We start from the raw sequence: 17,598 nt of genomic DNA, 5'->3' as shown, positions 1-17,598 counted from the left end.
GGCGGGGCCACTGTCAGCGGTCCGCAACAGCTCACGAGGAGACCACATGCCCGTCGACGCCCCCCTGAGCAACGGCCAGCTATGGAGCTGGCGAGAAGTGGAGCGTTACCCCGAGGACTGGATGCGGGACGCCAACCTGCCCACGACCTGGGACCTGCGCGGCCTTCCCTTGGACCGGGTCACGACGGCGTTGCGGCGGCTCGTCGACCGGCACGAATGCCTGCGCACCACCTACCACGTACGAGACGGACAACCCGTGCAGCGCGTCCACCGGACGGTGACGCCGCCGGTCGAGCATGTGGACCGCGTGATCACCGACCGCGGCGATCCGGAGCGTACGAAGGAGCAGCTGGCCACGATCCCGTTCCCGATGACCGACGCGCTGCCCTGGCGCGGCGTGCTCGTCACGACCGACGGGGCCCCGGTCTTCCTGGCGTTGTCGTTCTCCCACCTGATCGTGGACGTGTGGTCGATCCATCATCTGCAGGACCAGTTCCGCGCCCTGGTGGTCGATCCGGATGCCGACGCGCAGATGGGTCCCACCCTGCGCGAGCTGGCCCACCGGCAGCGCGACGAGTCGTGGCGCGGCCAGCAGGAGAGCTCAGAACGCTACTGGCGGCGCGTGCTCACCGACGGCCTGATGGACGAGCTGCCCACGCTCCCCGCCCGCGCCGAGCGGAACCGGATCGAGGCCACGCTGCACTCACGCCGCCTGGGCGGGCTCGCCGCCGAGGCCGCCAAGCGCCACGGCGTGACACCGCCCGCGGTGCTGATGGCCTTCATCGCCGCCGGCCTGGCCCGGCACACCGACACCGACCGGGTCACGATGAGCCTGATGGCCTCCAACCGGTTCGCCGAGGAGCACCAGCACGTCGTCGGCACCATGAACCAGCTCATCCCGGTCAGCGCCACCGTCGATCCGGGCGCCACGCTGGCCGAGCACGTCAAGCGCTGGCACTGGGCGAGCGCGCGCACGTACCGCTACTCCTGCTACGACTTCGACCGCGTCGCCGCGCTGGCCGCCGACGCGGCCACGCACAGCGGGCAGGAGCCGGGGCACGACTGCTGGTTCAACCACCTGTTCCGCAGCTGGTTCAACTACATGCAGATCGACCGCGCCCCGCTGAACCCCGCCGACCCGACCCCCGCCGAGCTGGTCTGGACGCCACTGGCTCAGCAGTACGGCCAGGCGTTCCGGGTGCGGGTGGCGGTCCAGGGCGGTCTCACCAGCGTCATGCTGCTCGCGGATCCGACGGTCATCCCGCCTGAGGCCGCGACCGACATCCTGCGGGCGATGGCGCTCGGCGTACAGCTCGCGGCGACCGACCCGGACACGTGCCTGAAGGACCTGTGGAGCGCCAGGAGCGAGGGCCTGCCGCCGTCGCTGTTCCCCTCCGAGGTACCGGCGCCGCCGCACTAGACGTCCGTGGGCCGGCGCGACAGCCCCCGCCGCGCCGGCCCACGGATTCCGCTCACAGCGACAAAGCACCCGCCAAAGGGCCCGCAGTGACACTGCGGGCCTGCTTTCATTCCGGGCTCAGACCAGCACCTCAACCGGCGCCGGGTGGCTCAGGAACGCGGTGGGGCTCGCTGTCAGCCCGTACGCACCGGCCTGGAACAGCACGATCAGATCCCCCACCCCCACCTTGGGCAGCGAGACGTCGTCCCCCAGCAGGTCGAGCGGGGTGCACAGGCAGCCGACCACGGTCACGGGCTCCTCGGGCGGGTCGTCCATCCGGTTCCCCACCGCGATCGGGTAGTTGCGCCTGATCACCTGACCGAAGTTGCCCGAGGCCGCGAGCTGGTGGTGCAGGCCGCCGTCCACGACGACGAACACCTTGCCGCGCGACTCCTTGCGGTCCACCACGCGCGTGACGTACACGCCGGCCTCGCCGACCAGATAGCGCCCCAGCTCGACGACGAGCCGCGCCTCCGGCAGCCGCGGCCGGACCAGCGCGTCGACCAGCCGCGCCAGGTTGTCGCCGATCGGGCCGAGGTCGAGCGGCCGGTCGCGCAGCGCGTACGGGATGCCGAAGCCGCCGCCGATGTTGACGTAGCGCACGGGCCCGGGCGCCGCGTCCGCGAAGCCGAGAATCAGCTCGACGGTACGGCGCTGCGCCTCGCAGATGTTGTCGACCCGCAGGTTCTGCGACCCGGCGAACACGTGGAAGCCCTGGAAGTCGAGGTCATCGCCGGTCAGCCCGGCCAGGACGGCGGGGATCCGCTCCGCGTCGATGCCGAACTGCTGCGGCCCGCCGCCCAGCCGCAGGCCGGAGCCGCGGATCGCGAAGTCGGGATTGACACGCAGCGCGACCCGCGCGGGAACGCCCACGGCGGCACTCGCCGACCGGACCCGTTCCACCTCCAGCTCGGACTCCAGCTCGACGGTGACTCCGGCGGCGACCGCCTGCGTCAGCTCGGCCATGGACTTGCCGGGCCCGGCGAAGCTGATCCGCGAGGCGGGCGCCGGGGTGTCGAGGGCGTGCCGCATCTCCTGCGCCGAGGCCACGTCGAAGCCGTCGACCAGGCCGCTCATGTGCTGGAGCAGGGCCGGCATCGGATTGGCCTTCACCGCGTAGCTGAGCTCTACCTCCACGGGCAGGGCCGCGCGCACCGACGCCACCCGCCGGTTGACCAGCTCCCGGTCATAGGCGAAGAACGGCGTGCTCCCCACGCGGGCGGCCAGCCGCTCCACAGGGATACCGCCCACGGTGAGCTGGCTGTCGTACCTGCCGTACCAGCCGCTCGGGATGGCGGTCACCAGGTCACCGACCTGCGCAGCTCCGTACGGTCGAACTTGCCGTTGCCCGATCTCGGCAGCCGGTCGCGCGCCACCACCCGGCGCGGCACCATGTAGCGCGGCAGATCGCGTTCGAGCGCCTTGACCAGCGTCTCGGTGTCGCACGACGCGCCGCCCGGCCCGCTGACGACGAGCACCACCTGCTGGCCGAGCGTGTCGTCGGCGACGCCGAACGCCACCGCCTCGCCCACCAGCCCGGTGGCGTAGGCCGCCTCCTCGATCTCGCTGGGGCTGACCCGGTATCCGGAAGTCTTGATCATCTCGTCGGTACGTCCCACGAAGTAGATGAATCCCTCGTCGTCGCGGTAGGCGACGTCGCCTGACCAGACCGCGAGCTCGCTCCCCCATGGGCTGCCGCCCGGCGGGTAGGGGCGGAACCGTTCGGCGGTGCGTTCGGGGTCGTTCCAGTAGCCGAGCGCCACGAGCGCGCCACGGTGCACGATCTCCCCCTTCTCGCCGGGCTCGCAGACGCCGCCGTCCGGGCGTACGACGAGGATCTCCGCGTTGGGAATCGCCTTCCCGATCGAGTCGGGCCGGCGGTCGACCTGCTCGGGGTCGAGGTAGGTGGAGCGGAAGGCCTCCGTCAACCCGTACATGAGGTACGGCCTGGCCTGCGGGAACGTCGCCCGCAGCGAGTCCAGCGCGGGCTTGGGCAGGCGCCCGCCGGTGTTGGCGAAGTAGCGCAGGCGACGGGTGGCCGCCTCCGGCCAGGTCTGCGTGGCGAGCTGCAGCCACAGCGGCGGTACGCAGGTCAGCCCGGTGACGCCGTGGCGGGCGCACAGGCGGACGACCGCGCCGGGCACCAGGTAGTTCATCAGGACGACGTGCGCGCCCGCGATGAAGGAGGTGGTGAGCTGGCTGAAGCCGGTGTCGAAGCTCAGGGGGAGCACGCCGAGCACCACGTCGTCGCGGGTGTGGCCGAGGTAGTGGGCGACGCTTTGGGCGCCGGCGAGCAGGTTGCGGTGCGACAGGACGACGCCCTTGGGGTTGCCGGTGCTGCCCGAGGTGTAGAGGATCGCGGCCACGTCGGCGTCGATCGCCTCCTCAGAAGCCGGTACCTCGTCGTCGGAGGCGCACAGCTGGGACCAGGTCGTGATCGGCAACGGCTCTGGGACGCGCGGCCGGTCGCCGATGAGGATCAGGTGACGCAGCGACTCCACCTCCTGGAGCCGGGCGCCGACCAGGCGGTGCCGCTCGACCGAGGTGACCACCGCGACCGCCCCGCAGTCGGCGGCCACGTAGCCCACCTGCTGCGGCTTGAACAGCGGATTGACCGGGACGAACACCCCGCCGGCCGCGGACACGGCGAACATGGCGACGACGGTCTCGATCCGCTTCTCCAGGTAGACGACGACCCGCTCACCCCGGCGCAGCCCGAGGCGGCGCAGCCCGCTCGCGGCTTGGCCGACGCGGCGGGCCAGCTCGGCGTAGCTGAGCGTTTCGTCCTGGTACGTCACGGCGGGGCGATCAGGGTCACCGCACCGCACCACGTCGTCGACTCGCGTCAGCATCGGCGATCCTCACAATCGTAACGGCGCTCGCTCGTCACCGACGGTTCCTTCGGGGTGGAGGAGCGCGGACAGGGCCCGCCACAGCGAGCCGACGGTGTCGAACGTCTCCTCGTTGAGGAGGTCGTCGGGCAGCTCGATGTCGTAGCGGTCCTCGATGTCGGCCAGCAACCGCACGACGCCCATCGAGTCGAGCCCGAGGCCCGCCAGCTCGTCGGAGGCGGAGAAGTCGCCCGCGTCCGCGTACGGCAAATGCGAGCGCAGAATATTCTGAAACTCGGGTGGTATTTCCAACATAGTCACCGCGCCACCTCAGGCCGAAAGCCGAGCCGCTCCATGCTGTTCGCTCCGAGCTTGGCCGAATGCGCGACGACGCGTCAAGACCGCCATTCTGGAAAAGCCGCCGCAGCCATTGGCAGGTAATCGCCTTCCGGAGCCGGTCATCGGCGCCCGGTTGTCGCACCCCTGACCGGCGCAGATTATGAAACACATTAACCGGCGACCGGCGCACATGGGGAGGCTGAGTTGTCCGCCGCGAAGAACGCGAATCTGTGCTGGGGCCAGCGTTACATGTGGCTGAAATACCACCGGCTGCCGCCGGGCGAACGGCATGACACGCACATCGTGCTGCGGCTCGCCATCCCGCACGACGTCACGGTGGCGAACTGCCGCGCGGCGATCAATTACCTGACGCGCCGCCACGAGTCGCTGCGGACCACGTACCACCTCGACCCCGGGCCGGAGCCGCGCCGGCAGGTGCACCCGCCGGCCGCGCTGCCGATCCTCCTGGCGACCACCGAACGCGACGGCACCCCCGCTCCCGCCGAGATCGTCGAACGGCTCGGCACCACTGACTTCCGCCTCGACGTCGACTGGCCGATCCGCGCCTGCGTCATCACCACGGGCGGCGTCCCCAAGCAGATCGTCCTGGTGCTCAACCATCTGGCCGTGGACGCGTGGACGGTCCGGGAGATCAAGCGCGAGCTCACCGTCCAGTGCGCCGGCTTCAGCTCCCGGCGACCGGCCGCGCTGGAACCCGTCCGCAACCAGCCGTCGGACCTGGCCCGGCACGAGTCGTCGGCCGAGGCCACCGCGGTGGCGGCCCGCTCCCTGGCGTACTGGGGCACGGAGATAGGCCGTCTCCCGGCCGACCCGTTCGCCGCCCGACGCACCCCCGACGGCGACCCGACGCTCCCCGACCGCGAGCCGGTCGCGCTCGACGGCAGACCGCTGACGCCTGATCGTGAGCCGGTGGCGCGGAGTGCGACCCTGACGTCTCCTTCGCTGCTCGACGCCGTGCGGCGGATCGCCGCCGCGGACCAGGTGTGGCCGTCGCTGGTCCACGTGACCGCCTATACCGCCATGATGGCCGCCTACACCGGCCTCGGGACGGTCGCGCACCTGTCGTTCTCCGGCAACCGCGAGCCCGGCCCGTACGCGGGCGTGATGACGTGCATGTTCGCGCCGATGCTGGTGACCGTCGACTGCCACGACGACCCGACGTTCGAGGAGCTGCTGCGCCGGGTGGCCGAGCGTTTCGAGCTCGCCCGGACGCACTCGTCCGTGCCCTACGACCAGGTCGTGGAGTTGGTGTCGCGCGAGGGATCGCGGCGTGGCCGGCCGGTACGCCTCGGGTCGGAGGTCAACTTCATCAAGCAGCGCTCCAGCGAGGCCCGGGCCCGGCGCACCACGTTCGCCTGGAAGACGGTGCCGACGGCCTGGGCGTATGAGGAGATGGACACGTACTTCAGGATCGACGAGTGGCGTGACGCGGTCGTCGTCGGCTTCCACGCCCGGTCCTCGGTCATGGGAGCCGGTGACATGGAGCGCTTCCTGCGCGGCTACGAGACCGTCCTGCTCGCCGGTGCCGACATCCGGATCAGCGACGTCACGCGCCTCGCCGCCTTCAGCGCACCGGCGACCCGCAGCACACCCGCCCCCGGCACAACACCCGAGAGCGCCCCCGAGGCCGAGCAGGCGCTCGCCGAGGTCGTCCGGCAGGTGAACGGGCTCGGCGAGGTGGATCTGTCCGACAGCTACACGCTCGCCGGCGGCCGGGCCCTGCGGATCCCCCGGGTCCTGGCCCTGCTGGCGGCCCACGGATGGGCGGGCGCCTCCGTCCACCACCTGACCGGCCCCCAGCCGCTGCGGGCGCTGGCCCGCAAGCTGACCCCTGAGATCACCCCGGAAGCCGTCATCGAGTCTCCGAGGCACGTACTCACCCAGCCCTGACCCACCCTGGAGTGGTCCACCATGACAGACGCGCTCGCCGCCCGAGTATCCAAGAGCCACCAGCTCGTCGGCTCCGAAGAGGAGCTGCGCCGGCTGATAGACCGTGAGCTGACCGCCTCCGGCATAGAGAACCTGGTCGTCATGGGCGGCCATTTCATGCTTTTCGAGGACGAGGGGAAGCTCGTCCCCGGCGTCATCGGGGCGCAAGAGTCCGAGGTGATGCGGCGTCGGATAGCCGGCCGGGTGGGGATCTTCCCGGAGTACAGCTGGCAGCTGTCGACCGACCTCCTCAAGTCGTACGCGCGGACCCGCACCGACGCACGGCTGCTCCTGCTGGTCAACGACTGGCAGTACGTCCCCACGTCGGGCCGCCCGGCGAGCGAGCTGCGGGCGGAGTTCTTCGAGCGCTTCACCGGACTGCCAGCGGAGTACGAGCGGATCCTGGGCGAGGCCGGATTCGGGACTGACCGCGTGCTGCCGAGCCGCAAGCACCCGCTGGCCTTCCCCGAGACCTGGCTCAAGTACCGCTTCCAGAAGGCCGCCGACCGGTTCGTCAAGCAGGGGCGGCTGGAGAAGCGGTTCCTCGACTCGGGTACGAAGGACACCGAGGTGGCCTTCCTCGACGACGAGGGCAACTACCGCACGCTGATCAGCTGCGGCATCACCGGATGCGCCGGCGAGATCACCGAGATGATCTCCGAGGTGCACAACGCCGGCTACCGGGCGATCGTCATCTTCGCGCCTGGCGAGTGTCTCGCACCCGTCCAGACGGGCGTCGACATCGCCCTGGAGCTCTACCGCCTCTCGGACATGCTGGTGATCATCGCCGACCCCGGCGGGAGCGGGGAGATGTCCACGGACGAGATCTACTCGAAGCTCGTGACGGTCAGCACGTTCAGGAGCTGACGCGGCGCGAGACGGACCACCGAAAGTGACGGGCCGCCCATGAAGATCATTTATCTGGACAACTGCGCCACCACCCGCGTGGACGACGAAGTGGTCGACGCGATGCTGCCGTACCTGAGAGAGGACTTCGGCAACCCGTCCTCGCCGCACGTCCTCGGCAAGCGGGCCCGCCGCGCGGTGGACCTCGCCGCCGTGTCCGTGGCCGAGCTCCTGGGCGCCGATCCGCGCGGCATCGTCTTCACCTCCGGCGCGACCGAGAGCAACAACATCGCGCTGCTGGGCATGTTCGCCCATGAGGAGCGCGCGCCCGTCAACGCGCTGTTCTGCCCGACCGATCACAAGTCCGCGCTGGCCATCGGCCGGGCGCTGGCCGGGCGGGGCATCGAGACCCGCACGATGGCGGTACGCCAGGACGGGCTGATCGACCTGACCCGGCTGACCGACCAGCTCGACGTCCACTCCCGTGTCGCCACGGCCGCCCTGGTCAACAGCGAGATCGGCACCATACAGCCGATGTCGGAGCTGGCCGCACTCTGCCACGAGGTCGGCTGCCTGCTGCACGTGGACGCCGCCCAGGCGGCCGGCCGGATCCCGATCGACGTGGTCGAGGCCGGCGTGGACACGCTGTCCATTTCCGGGCACAAGGTGCGCGGCCCGAAGGGCATCGGCGCCCTATACGTGCGGCCCGGCGTACGCCTGCGGCCGATCACGTACGGCGGCGGCCAGTACGAGCTGCGCAGCGGGACCATCCCGACGCACCTCGTGGTCGGGCTGGGCAAGGCGTGCGAGCTGGCGCTGCGGCGGCTCGACGACGACTGGATGCGGGCCGTACGGCTGCGCGAGGCGGCCCTCGAACTGATCACCACCCGTCTTCCGGGTGTACGGATCAACGGCGATCCGCTCAACGGAGTGCCTCATGTGCTCAACCTGGTGCTGCCCGGGGTCCGGGGGGAGAGCCTGGTCTCCAGCCTGCGTACCGTGGCCGTGTCCACCGGGTCCGCGTGCAACTCCGACTCCCAGGAGCCGTCACACGTCCTGACGGCGATCGGGGTGAGCGCCGAGGACGCGAACAGCTCCATCCGGATGTGCCTCGACCCGCGCATGGCGTTCGACGAGCTGGTGCGGGGGGTGGAGCTGGTCTGCGAGCGGGCCCTGGACCTGGCCGAGGTGTCGGTCGCGATGCAGGCCACATGACGTACGGCAGCGGGCCCGCCGGGGGCGGGCCCGCACAGACGACCGAACACTTGTCATGCCCCGTTGGGCAGGAACTTCCTGGCCGCCTGCACCCCGGCCTGGAATCGGCTGGTCGCGTCGAGGTCGCGCATCAGGGTGGCGATGTGCCGGCGGCAGCTGCGTACCGACATGCCCAGCTTGCGTGCCACGACCTCGTCGGTGTAGCCCTTGGCCATCAGCGCCGCGATGGCCTGCTGCAGGTCGTCGGCCACGTCGGCGTACCCGGCCTCGACGCCCTCCAGCGGCGTGGCCGTCTCCCACAGGTGGTTGAACAGGTCCAGCAGGAACTGCGCGACCCCATGGTTGTGCACCCGCGCCACGTTGGTCTCCCCGTCCGACAGCCCGAACAGCACCACCAGCGACCGGTCGAACACCACGGCCGAGCGCGGGATGTGGCTGACGGTGCACACCGAGGCCCCCGCGTCGGTCAGCTTCTTCATCCGCATCCGGGTGGCGAGATCGGCCCGGTTGCGGTGCTGGCAGATGATGCGCACGGTGATCCCCCGCCCGAGCAGCGGTGAGTACGCCTGCGACAGCTCGTCCGCGTCCGTCAAGCTCGACTGGAGCACCAGCACCTCGTCCCGGCACGAGTCGCCGGCCGTCTTGAGGAAGCCCCGGACCTCCATCGACCCCACCAGATACTCGATCGCGCTGGGCGCCGAGGTCCTGCCGGTGTAGTCCTGCCGGAACACGTTGATCCGCTCGCGGATCTGGTCGATCAGCTCCCGGCGCTGGTAGATCTCCCGTTCGACGGAAGACACCAGCGAAGCCGCGGCCACCTCGGGATCCACGGGGACGAACCGGCGGCCCGCCCTGTCCTCCATCATGAGCAGCCGGTTCTCCACCAGATGGGCCACCGCCTCGTGCATCTCATGCAGGCCAATGCCGAGATCGACGGCGGCCACCTCAAGCGCCTCGATCGCGCCCTTGCGGGCCGCGTAACGATAAACGTCGGTGGCGTGGTCGCCGCCCACGGGGGCCATTCCCGGAAAGAATGGAATAGTCGTCATCATGGTCTCCCATCAACTCAACGGAACTCTCAGGTGAAGGTTCGGGTGCGGCGGTTGAACAGGAACAGCGACAGGCCGAGCAGCGCCGCCGCCATCCCGGAGAGCACGGCGACCTCGGGGAGCACCGTGCCGATGCCCGTGCCCGGCTTGGTCAGCGCCAGCAGCGCGTCCATGCCCCAGGCGTGCGGGAACAGATAGCCGAGCGAGTTGAGGAAGTCCCCCGCCGACTCCCTGGGCCACAGGCAGCCGCCCAGCATGCCGAGCACGATGCCCAGCGGCGGGCCGATGGCGGGCGCCTGCGCGGGCGAGCGTACGAGGCTGCCGACCAGGATCGCGGCACCGGTCGCCACCAGCGAGAACGAGCCGACCACCGCGGCGACGCCCAGCGGGTCACCCCACGACACGCCGAACACCAGCGAGCTGACCACCATGATCAACAGCGACTGCGCGACGGCCACGACGAACCTGCTCAGCGCCTCCCCCGCGAGCACCGACCGGCGCCTGACCGGGGCGGTGAGCGCGCGCTGGATCATCCCGAGCCGCCTGCTCTCGGCGAGCGCGGCGGCCACGGCCATGGAGTTGATGAAGGTGAACAGCAGCAGGTTGGCCGGGGCCGTGTAGGCGAAACCCCTGGGTGTGGCGCCGGGCGTACCGGAGCCGACGACCGCGACGCGGCCCGAGTCGGCCTGTGCCTCGCGCACGCGCGCGGCGGCCTGCGCGGGCGTGGCGCCCGCGGCCTCGACGGCCCTGGTGGCCTCGAGTACGGCGGCCACCCGGCCGACCGCGACGTCCACGGCGCTGCGGGCCGCCATGCCGCTGCCGTTCATCTGGGTCATGACGAGTTCGAGCTTGGTCGAGCCGGCCGGGATCACCAGCCCGGCGGCGAGGGACCCTTCGCGTACGCCCGACTGGAGGTCCTGCTTGGTCGCCACGGTCGTGATGGCGAGGTCGGGGTGCGCGCGCAGCTCCTTGAGCACGGCGGCCGAGACGGGGTCGGAGCCGTCGGCCACGACGCCGACGGGCAGCTTGGCGGCCCCCACGGCGCCTCCGCCGAGCGCCATGCCGACGAACACGATGTTGACGAACGGCATGATCACCATGAAGAACAGGCCGACCTTGTCGCGGGAGAGCCGGCGCAGGTTCGCCGCCACCAGCGCGAGGATGGGACGTGGCCTGATCCGAATCCGCACGGCCTCTTGTGGCCTCATCCGAGCAGCCCCTTCCTGAAGCCGGCCGCGGCCAGGCCGCCCGCCACCAGCGCGATCGCGCACAGCACGCCGATCGGGACGATCACCGTGGTCAGTCCCCCGCCGGAGCCCGCGAGCCGGATCAGCCCGGTCGACGTCCAGCCGTTCGGGGTGAGCAGCGCCACCTTCTGCAGGAAGCCGGGCAGGTTGTACAGCGGCACCAGGCTGCCGCCGAAGAACGCCATCACGAACGAGACGACCATGGTCACCCCGTCGGCCTGGGCGTCGGTCTTGGCCCGGCTGGCCACCAGCATGGTGATCGCGGCGGCGGCGAGCACGTGCGCGACCAGCAGCGCGAAGACCGCCACCGGGTCACCCCAGCTGGTGCCGAAGATGAGCGAGGAGGACGCCCAGGTGGCGACGACGCTGACCACGCCCAGCCCGAACCCCACCATGGCCTTGCCGGCGATCGGCGTCCACTGCGGGATCGGCCCGGCCCGCATCCGGTCGAGCGTGCCCTGCCGCCGCTCGGTGAGCAGGCTCCTGAACGAGGCGCCCACCACGAAGAAGGCGAACAGGGCGGCCATGCCGGAGCCGTAGTACACCGACAGGTCGATCTTGCCGCCCTCCATGGGGTCGTCGGCCAGGCTCAGTCCGGGCCCGGCGGCGCCGTTACGCTCCACCAGCTCCTTCACCCGGTCACCGGGCACGCCGTACGCCAGCGAGGCGCGGACCGCGAGCGTGCGGGCGTCCACCACCGAGGAGATGCGGTCGACGATGGCGTTCGCCACCACGCCGGCCAGCGGCGACTCGGCGGAGGTGAGCACCGCGACCTGACCGCCCGAGCCCGCGCCGACGCTCTTCGTGAACCCCTGCGGGAACACGATGGCCGACCCGATGTCACCGGCGTCGAGCGAGCGCTGCGCCTCCTGCCTGCTGGGCAGGTCGCGCAGCGTCAGCGTGCCCTTGAGCTGCTCGTTGGACATGACCTCCCGCCGCACACTGGCGGAGAACTCGCCGCGGTCGAGGTCGACGAAGCCGATCGTGGCCCGTAGCGGCGGGTCGTCCCCGCCCAGGGCGAGGCCGAACAGGGTGGCCAGCGCGATGGGCACGATCAGCGCGACCACCAGGGCCGTTCCATCGCGTAGGCGGGTAGGCAGTTCCAGCGCGGCGACGGACAGAAGGGGTCTCAGCATGATCAGTCCCGCAGCTTGCTGCCGGTGAGGTGGAGGAAGGTGGCCTCCAGGTCGGGTTCGATGACCTCGACGGCGGTCACGGTGGCGCGGCCGTCCACGGCGGTGATGATCGCGGGCAGCACGTACCGGCCGCCTTCCGCGAGCAGCCGCACCGAGCCGGTGCCGGTCCTGACCGCCTCGACGACGCCTTCCAGCGCCTGGAGCTTGTCGAACGCGCCGTCCACGTCACCGTCCAGGATCAGCTCGATCTTGTCGGCGCTGCCGACCATGGCGACGAGCTCGTGGCGGGTGCCCTCGGCGACGATCCGGCCGTGGTCGATGATCCCGACCCGGTCGCAGACCCGCTCGACCTCCTCCATGTAGTGCGAGGTGTAGAGCAGGGCCATGCCGTCGGCGACCAGCCGTTCCACGCCGTCGAGGATGGCCTTGCGGCTCTGCGGGTCGACGCCGACGGTCGGCTCGTCGAGGATGAGCACCTCGGGCCGGTGCAGCAGGGCCGCGCCGATGTTGATCCGCCGCTTCATGCCGCCCGAGTACGTGCCGAGCTTGCCGTCGGCCCGGTCGGAAAGCCCGACCAGGTCGAGCACTTCGCTGATGCGCGCCGCCAGCTCCCGTCGCGGCAGGCCGAACAGCCGGCCGAAGAAGCGCAGGTTCTCCCGCCCGGTCAGCTCCGGGTAGAGCGCGATCTCCTGCGGTACGTAGCCGATCTTCGCCTTGGCCGCCAGCGGCTCGGCGGCGAGGTCCGTGCCGCATACCGTCACGTTCCCGGTGCCGGGCTTGAGCAGGCCGACGAGCATGGAGATCGTGGTCGTCTTGCCCGCGCCGTTCGGCCCGAGCAGGCCATACGCCTCGCCGGGGGCGATGGCGAACCCCACGTCCTGTACGGCGAGCACGTCGCCGAACCGCTTGCTCAGGCCGGTACACGCCAGGGTGGCGGTCATCGGCCCCACCCGTCCGGCTCGCCCTTGTCGCTGGTGTTGCCCGCGCAGACCTGGCGTTCCAGGTCGACGCCGAGCTGGTGGTCGAGCGGGCTGTTGCCGGTCACCCGGTTCCACAGGATGTGGTTGTCCACGGCGTCGTCGCCTCCCCAGTCCTTGGACGAGCCCATGACGAACGCGGCGCCCATGACCGACTCGCCGCTGGGATGGTTGTCGTGGATCCGGTTGTCCACGACGCTGACCCGGTGCGTCCCGATCAGCGCCAGGCCCACGCCGGAGATCGGCGGGCCCGCGGCCCCCAGCGCGTCGGAGGCGTCGCCGCCCGCGGCCAGGCCGTTGCCGTACAGATCGTTGCCCGAGACGAGGCAGTCGCGCACGCCGCCGTCGGGCTCGCCCTCGTAGGTCTGGTTGAGCATCAGCAGCCCGGCGGCGTTGCCGTGGCAGGAGTTGCGCAGCACCCGGACGCGGGAGGAGTTGTCGACGAAGATGCCGAAGGCGTTGGCGAAGCTCTCGTTGTCCGCCACCAGGCCATCGGCCTCGGGGCAGAAGCTGAGCGCGATGCCGCCGTATTGGCTGCCTGACGTGGTGCAGCCGGTCACCTCGCACCGGCTCGACTCGCGTACGTAGACGCCCCAGACGGCGTTGCCGGCCGTCTCGACGTTCCGTACGGTCAGGCCGGTCACGGTGTGGGCGTAGATCCCCGCGCCGGTCGAGCCGTGCACGCTCAGCCCGGCTATCGTGACGTCGCCGACGCCGTGCAGGCTGATGCCGCTGACGACGTCCGCCGCCGCGTCGTGCAGCTTCGGGATCCCCGCCGGGACGGCGTCTCCCGGGACCAGCACCGTACGGCCCGCCCCGGCGCCGGTCAGCGTCACGCCGTGGTGCCTGATCCAGACGTTCTCCGCGTACATGCCCGCCGCCAGCTCGATCGTCGCTCCGGCGCCCGCCTCGTCCAGCGCCCGCTGGATCGACTCACCGGGCTTCACCTGGGACATCCTGGGTCTCCCTCCCTGTCGCCGAAACCGCCGTAGACGTCGCCGTCACCGTCGGCGTATCCGTCGCCGATGCTGTCGGCATGCACGTCGCCATCACCGTCGCCGAGACCGTCGGCGTACACGATCGCCAGGGAGACGAGCAGCCCCGCGCCCATCCCCCACCGGGCCGCCCCGGCCACCCGGCTCCGGCGCGGCGCCAGCCGTACCAGGGCCGCCTGCTCGCTCGCACCCCGGACGGCGAAGGACGAGCCGCCCGTCAGCGCGAGCCCGGTCGAGGCGGTCAGCTCCGCGGCCGCCTCGTCGAGCAGCCGCCGCGCCCAGGCGGCGGGCCGCCCGGCGCGGGCCTCGAAGTCGTGCCAGGTGAAGCCGGGCGGACGCCCGCCCACCGCCTTGATGAAGCTCTCCTTGACGGAGAAGGCCACCTCCTCAGCGCCCAGCTCGCGCTCGGCGGGCGTGGTGAGGTGCTCGGTGAACACGGCACCACCGCGCCCGGCCGCCCTGGCGAGCCGGTCCGCGTCCACAATGTCCACCCCGACCAGCACGGGAGGGAACATGGGAGGGGTGGCCGGCCGCATGAGCTGTTGCCCGGCTGACAGCGTCATGCCGCGACCTTCGCGCAGCGGGCCACGAATGGTTCGAGCACCGCGTTGTACTCGTCCGGCCGCTCGATCATCGGAATGTGCCCGCTCTCCTCGACCACCACCACGTCGTTCTCCGGATAGTCGGCCAGCAGCTCCAGCCAAGGGCCGACCGGCGTCATCCGGTCGTGCCGGCCCCAGACGTACAGGGACGGGCAGCGGACCTTGTCCAGCGCCGGCTTCACCTGGTAGCGGCGGGTGGCCTTGAGGCTGCGGGCCATGCTGACCATGGACTCCGGCTGCCGGAGCATGGTGCCGACCTCGTCCATCTGCGCCCGCGTGAAGTAGGGCTCCGTACCGTGGAAGAGCGCGGACACCATGCGGACGCCGAAGTCGTCGCCGAACGGCTGCACGCTGGCCCGCCGGTCGAAGCTCAGCCCGACGTCGGGGTCGGGGGTCAGTCCGGGGGCGCCGCTCACCACGATGCCCTTGATCCGCTCGGGGCGGCGGCCGGCCAGGTCGATGGCGACCAGGCCGCCGAGCGAGTTGGCGCAGAGGACCAGGTCCTCGACGCCGGCCTCGTCGCAGGCGGCCAGCAGCGCGTCGCCGAGCCGCTCGATCGAGCCGGCCACCCGGCGGTCGAGCGCGCAGATCGCCTCGTGCGTACGCAGCACCGGCACGCCGGCCTCCGCCAGGTAGCGGTAGGGGTGCTCCCAGATCCAGCCGCCGGCGAACAGCGCGGACATGAAGACCACGGCGGGCCCGCCCTCGCGGTCGCCGAGCCGGTGCTCGGTGGTGAAGTCGGACATGAAGGCTCCAGTCACAGTAGGGAGGCGTCGCCCGGGATCCACCCGCAGCCGCAGGCGGCGTCCGGTCCGACCCGGAGGACGGTGTCGCAGTCGGGGCAGCGGGCGTACTCGCGGATGTCGGAGGGGATCCAGACGCTGGTGAGCACCCGGGTGCACAGGCCGCCCTTGAAGAAGCGGCGCATGCTCCGCTGGTGCGGCCGGGCGTGCACCGCGCGGACGGACTCGGGCCGGTCGAAGGCGGTCACGGTGAACTTGCGGTCGCCGACGTCGAACGTCGCCAGGCCGAGGAAGCCCTTGGAGGCCCGCAGCGACTTGACGACCTCCACGCTGAGCAGGTCCACGTCCGCCGCCTCCGCGTCGTCGCGGACCTCCAGCCAGGTCAGGGTCAGTACGCCCGGCGGCTCGGTGCGCCCGCTGGGGACGCGCGCGCTGACGCCGAACTGCCTGACCCCGCCCGTCTCCGCGTCGGCCGCCGGCACGAACCGGGCCGAGTAGCCGAGCGCCTCCGCGACCGCCAGCCGGTCGAAGCGGCGCCGCACGCGCGGACCGTCCGGGCCGAGGGTCACCAGGTCGCTCCCCTGGACGCCGACGCTCCCGCCGACCGCCGGCATGCCCAGGTAGGGGGCCCGATGGTCGGCCTGGAGCGTCCACCAGAGCGTGACGGCCTCGCCGTCGCCGACGACCTCGTCCACCAGGAATCTCGGCCGCTGGAAGCGGGCCAGCGTGTCGGCGGCGTGGGCGGCCAGCGCGGCCCCGCTCAACTCACCGCCGGAATCGGGGTCGCTGTAGGAGGCGGCGGTGGCGGCCACGGCCTCGGGGTCACCGGCCTGCCACGCCTCAAGGTGCCGCTCGGCGGCCTTCCTGGCGTCCATGTCATGCCTCGTCTTCGTCTTCGGGCAGGCGCGCGGAGGCGACGGCCACCGCGAGCACCTTGCCGTCGGTGTGGCTGAGCGAGAGCCGGATCTGCTGGCCGGACCCCGCCGCCGCGCGCAGCGCCCCGGCGAGCCGGACGGCCGGCGGGTGCCCGGTGTGGCAGACGGCGGTCTTCGCGCAGTTGGCGGTGGGCCTGGGCAGCACCTCCGCCTGGCCGAGGTGCTCGGCCGTAGGAGAGACACCGAGGAGGCGGAGCACCGCGTACTTGCCCGCCAGACGCCCGGCCCAGTGCTGGAGCGTGCGGCCGTACCCGGACCTGAGGCGCTCGGCCGCCGTGTACACCTCTTCGAGGCGCATGTCGCCGACCAGCTCCTGAGGCCGGGAGAGCCCGGCGAAGCCGACCATCGCGCTGCCCCACCGGTTCATGCCGCGATCTCCCTGGACAATCGCCGGAGGGTGGCGGGCTCGGCCAGGCTCAGGCAGCGCGCGCCCGCCCGGCGCGACAGGCCCGCGAGTACCTTGCTGTCGCCCACCTCGACGCCAGGGGCGAATTCCTCCACCGCGTTCACCGTGTCCGTCCACCGGACCCGGCCGGTGAGCTGGGCGATCAGCGCGTCCCTGAGCGTGGCGAGGTCGGTGGTGGGCTCGCCGGTCACGTTCGGGACCACGGGTACGAGGGGCTCGCTCATCGGCGCGGCCCGCACCGCCTCGGCCCAGGCGGGAACGGCCGCCGCCATCAGCGGTGAGTGGAAGGCGTTGCCCACCCGCAGCGGCACGATCTTGCTGGCCCGGGTGGCGAGCTTGCCCAGCCGGTCCAGGGCCGGCAGCGCGCCGGAGACCACCACATGGCCGGGCGCGTTCTCCAGGCCCACGACCAGCGGCTCGTCCGCGGAGCCCGCCTCTGCGGCCAGCGCCTCGACGTCCTCGACCGGCAGCCCCATCACCGCGTGCATCCCGCCCGTGTCGCCGACCTCGGCCATCAGCCGGGATCTGAGCTCGACCAGCCGTACAGTGTCGGCGAGCGTGAGCACGCCCGCCGCGTGCAGCGCGCTCAGCTCGCCGACGCTGTGCCCGGCGACCACGAGCGGCTCGAATCCCTCCTCCAGCAGCACGGTCAGCGCCGCCAGGTTGCACGCGGTCACCGCGACCTGCGCGTGCTCGGTCGCCACCAGCCGCTCCAGCGGCCCGCGAGCGCACAGCGGGGTGATGGGCTGTGCGAGCAGCGCGTCAACCTCGTCGAGCCGCGCTCGCGCCACGGGTCTGCGACGCAGCCACGCACCCATACCGACACGGACCGTGCCTTGTCCTGGGAAGAGAAATCCAAGCATTGCGC

The 17,598-nt window shown here is 71.5% G+C and carries 17 protein-coding genes; 4 read left to right on the top strand and 13 right to left on the bottom strand.

Annotation, left to right across the window (positions count from 1 at the left end; genetic code table 11):
• Positions 1 to 46 precede the first annotated feature (46 nt).
• Complete coding sequence (locus AB0C30_RS11170; protein WP_357942081.1) at positions 47 to 1,420, top strand: condensation domain-containing protein; 1,374 nt, start codon at positions 47 to 49, stop codon at positions 1,418 to 1,420.
• A gap of 117 nt (positions 1,421 to 1,537) precedes the next feature.
• On the opposite strand, the gene AB0C30_RS11165 is transcribed toward AB0C30_RS11170, so the two are convergent.
• Genes AB0C30_RS11165 through AB0C30_RS11155 form a run of 3 tightly spaced genes read right to left on the bottom strand, consistent with a single transcriptional unit; the run spans position 1,538 to position 4,560 of the window.
• Positions 1,538 to 2,761, bottom strand: a complete 1,224-nt coding sequence (locus AB0C30_RS11165) for a pyridoxal-dependent decarboxylase, exosortase A system-associated (RefSeq protein WP_357942079.1) — start codon at positions 2,759 to 2,761, stop codon at positions 1,538 to 1,540.
• Positions 2,758 to 4,311, bottom strand: a complete 1,554-nt coding sequence (locus AB0C30_RS11160) for an acyl-CoA ligase (AMP-forming), exosortase A system-associated (protein ID WP_357942077.1) — start codon at positions 4,309 to 4,311, stop codon at positions 2,758 to 2,760. The genes AB0C30_RS11165 and AB0C30_RS11160 overlap by 4 nt, the downstream gene beginning before the upstream one ends.
• 9 nt (positions 4,312 to 4,320) lie before the next feature.
• Positions 4,321 to 4,560 carry a phosphopantetheine-binding protein gene (locus AB0C30_RS11155; protein WP_357942075.1) on the bottom strand — a complete coding sequence of 80 codons (240 nt, stop codon included), beginning with the start codon at positions 4,558 to 4,560 and terminating at the stop codon, positions 4,321 to 4,323.
• A gap of 273 nt (positions 4,561 to 4,833) precedes the next feature.
• Between AB0C30_RS11155 and AB0C30_RS11150 the strand changes: the two genes are divergently transcribed.
• From AB0C30_RS11150 to AB0C30_RS11140, 3 genes are read left to right on the top strand one after another with little or no spacing between them, the layout of a single operon-like run.
• Positions 4,834 to 6,540, top strand: coding sequence for a condensation domain-containing protein (locus AB0C30_RS11150; RefSeq protein WP_357942073.1), 1,707 nt, complete (start codon positions 4,834 to 4,836; stop codon positions 6,538 to 6,540).
• Positions 6,541 to 6,561: 21 nt separating this feature from the next.
• Positions 6,562 to 7,446 carry an LPD16 domain-containing protein gene (locus AB0C30_RS11145; RefSeq protein WP_357942071.1) on the top strand — a complete coding sequence of 295 codons (885 nt, stop codon included), beginning with the start codon at positions 6,562 to 6,564 and terminating at the stop codon, positions 7,444 to 7,446.
• A 39-nt stretch (positions 7,447 to 7,485) separates the two neighbouring features.
• The gene (locus AB0C30_RS11140) at positions 7,486 to 8,640 is read left to right on the top strand and encodes a cysteine desulfurase family protein (RefSeq protein WP_357942069.1); all 1,155 of its coding nucleotides are present in this window, start codon (positions 7,486 to 7,488) and stop codon (positions 8,638 to 8,640) included.
• 53 nt (positions 8,641 to 8,693) lie between these two features.
• Here AB0C30_RS11140 and AB0C30_RS11135 read toward each other — a convergent pair whose 3' ends face one another.
• From AB0C30_RS11135 to AB0C30_RS11090, 10 genes are read right to left on the bottom strand one after another with little or no spacing between them, the layout of a single operon-like run.
• On the bottom strand, positions 8,694 to 9,662 hold the full coding sequence (locus AB0C30_RS11135; RefSeq protein WP_357942067.1) for a hypothetical protein: 969 nt from the start codon (positions 9,660 to 9,662) through the stop codon (positions 8,694 to 8,696).
• Positions 9,663 to 9,718: 56 nt separating this feature from the next.
• Entirely contained in the window at positions 9,719 to 10,897 is a 1,179-nt protein-coding gene (locus tag AB0C30_RS11130) for an ABC transporter permease (protein ID WP_357942065.1), read from the bottom strand.
• Positions 10,894 to 12,072 (bottom strand): ABC transporter permease, encoded by a 1,179-nt coding sequence (locus AB0C30_RS11125; RefSeq protein WP_357942063.1) that lies wholly within the window; start codon positions 12,070 to 12,072, stop codon positions 10,894 to 10,896. Before AB0C30_RS11125 ends, AB0C30_RS11130 begins: the two co-directional genes overlap by 4 nt.
• Positions 12,073 to 12,074: 2 nt before the next feature.
• A complete protein-coding gene (locus tag AB0C30_RS11120; protein ID WP_357942061.1) occupies positions 12,075 to 13,013 on the bottom strand; it encodes an ABC transporter ATP-binding protein in 939 nt (312 codons plus the stop codon).
• Entirely contained in the window at positions 13,010 to 14,005 is a 996-nt protein-coding gene (locus tag AB0C30_RS11115) for a right-handed parallel beta-helix repeat-containing protein (RefSeq protein ID WP_357942059.1), read from the bottom strand. The genes AB0C30_RS11120 and AB0C30_RS11115 overlap by 4 nt, the downstream gene beginning before the upstream one ends.
• A complete protein-coding gene (locus tag AB0C30_RS11110) occupies positions 13,993 to 14,607 on the bottom strand; it encodes a hypothetical protein (RefSeq protein WP_357942057.1) in 615 nt (204 codons plus the stop codon). Before AB0C30_RS11110 ends, AB0C30_RS11115 begins: the two co-directional genes overlap by 13 nt.
• Positions 14,604 to 15,392: an alpha/beta hydrolase gene (locus tag AB0C30_RS11105; RefSeq protein WP_357942055.1), complete on the bottom strand. Its 789-nt coding sequence runs from the start codon at positions 15,390 to 15,392 to the stop codon at positions 14,604 to 14,606. The genes AB0C30_RS11110 and AB0C30_RS11105 overlap by 4 nt, the downstream gene beginning before the upstream one ends.
• A gap of 11 nt (positions 15,393 to 15,403) precedes the next feature.
• Positions 15,404 to 16,264 (bottom strand): ester cyclase, encoded by an 861-nt coding sequence (locus tag AB0C30_RS11100; protein ID WP_357942053.1) that lies wholly within the window; start codon positions 16,262 to 16,264, stop codon positions 15,404 to 15,406.
• A gap of 1 nt (position 16,265) precedes the next feature.
• Positions 16,266 to 16,691, bottom strand: coding sequence for a phosphopantetheinyl transferase (locus AB0C30_RS11095; RefSeq protein WP_357942051.1), 426 nt, complete (start codon positions 16,689 to 16,691; stop codon positions 16,266 to 16,268).
• Positions 16,688 to 17,593, bottom strand: coding sequence for an ACP S-malonyltransferase (locus tag AB0C30_RS11090; RefSeq protein ID WP_357942049.1), 906 nt, complete (start codon positions 17,591 to 17,593; stop codon positions 16,688 to 16,690). Before AB0C30_RS11090 ends, AB0C30_RS11095 begins: the two co-directional genes overlap by 4 nt.
• Between the last annotated feature and the right edge of the window lie 5 nt (positions 17,594 to 17,598).

Source organism: Nonomuraea sp. NPDC048901, from assembly GCF_040649695.1.
Classification (GTDB): domain Bacteria; phylum Actinomycetota; class Actinomycetes; order Streptosporangiales; family Streptosporangiaceae; genus Nonomuraea.
The sequence above is the reverse complement of the archived record's forward strand: the minus strand, read 5'-3'. Positions and strand labels throughout refer to the sequence as shown.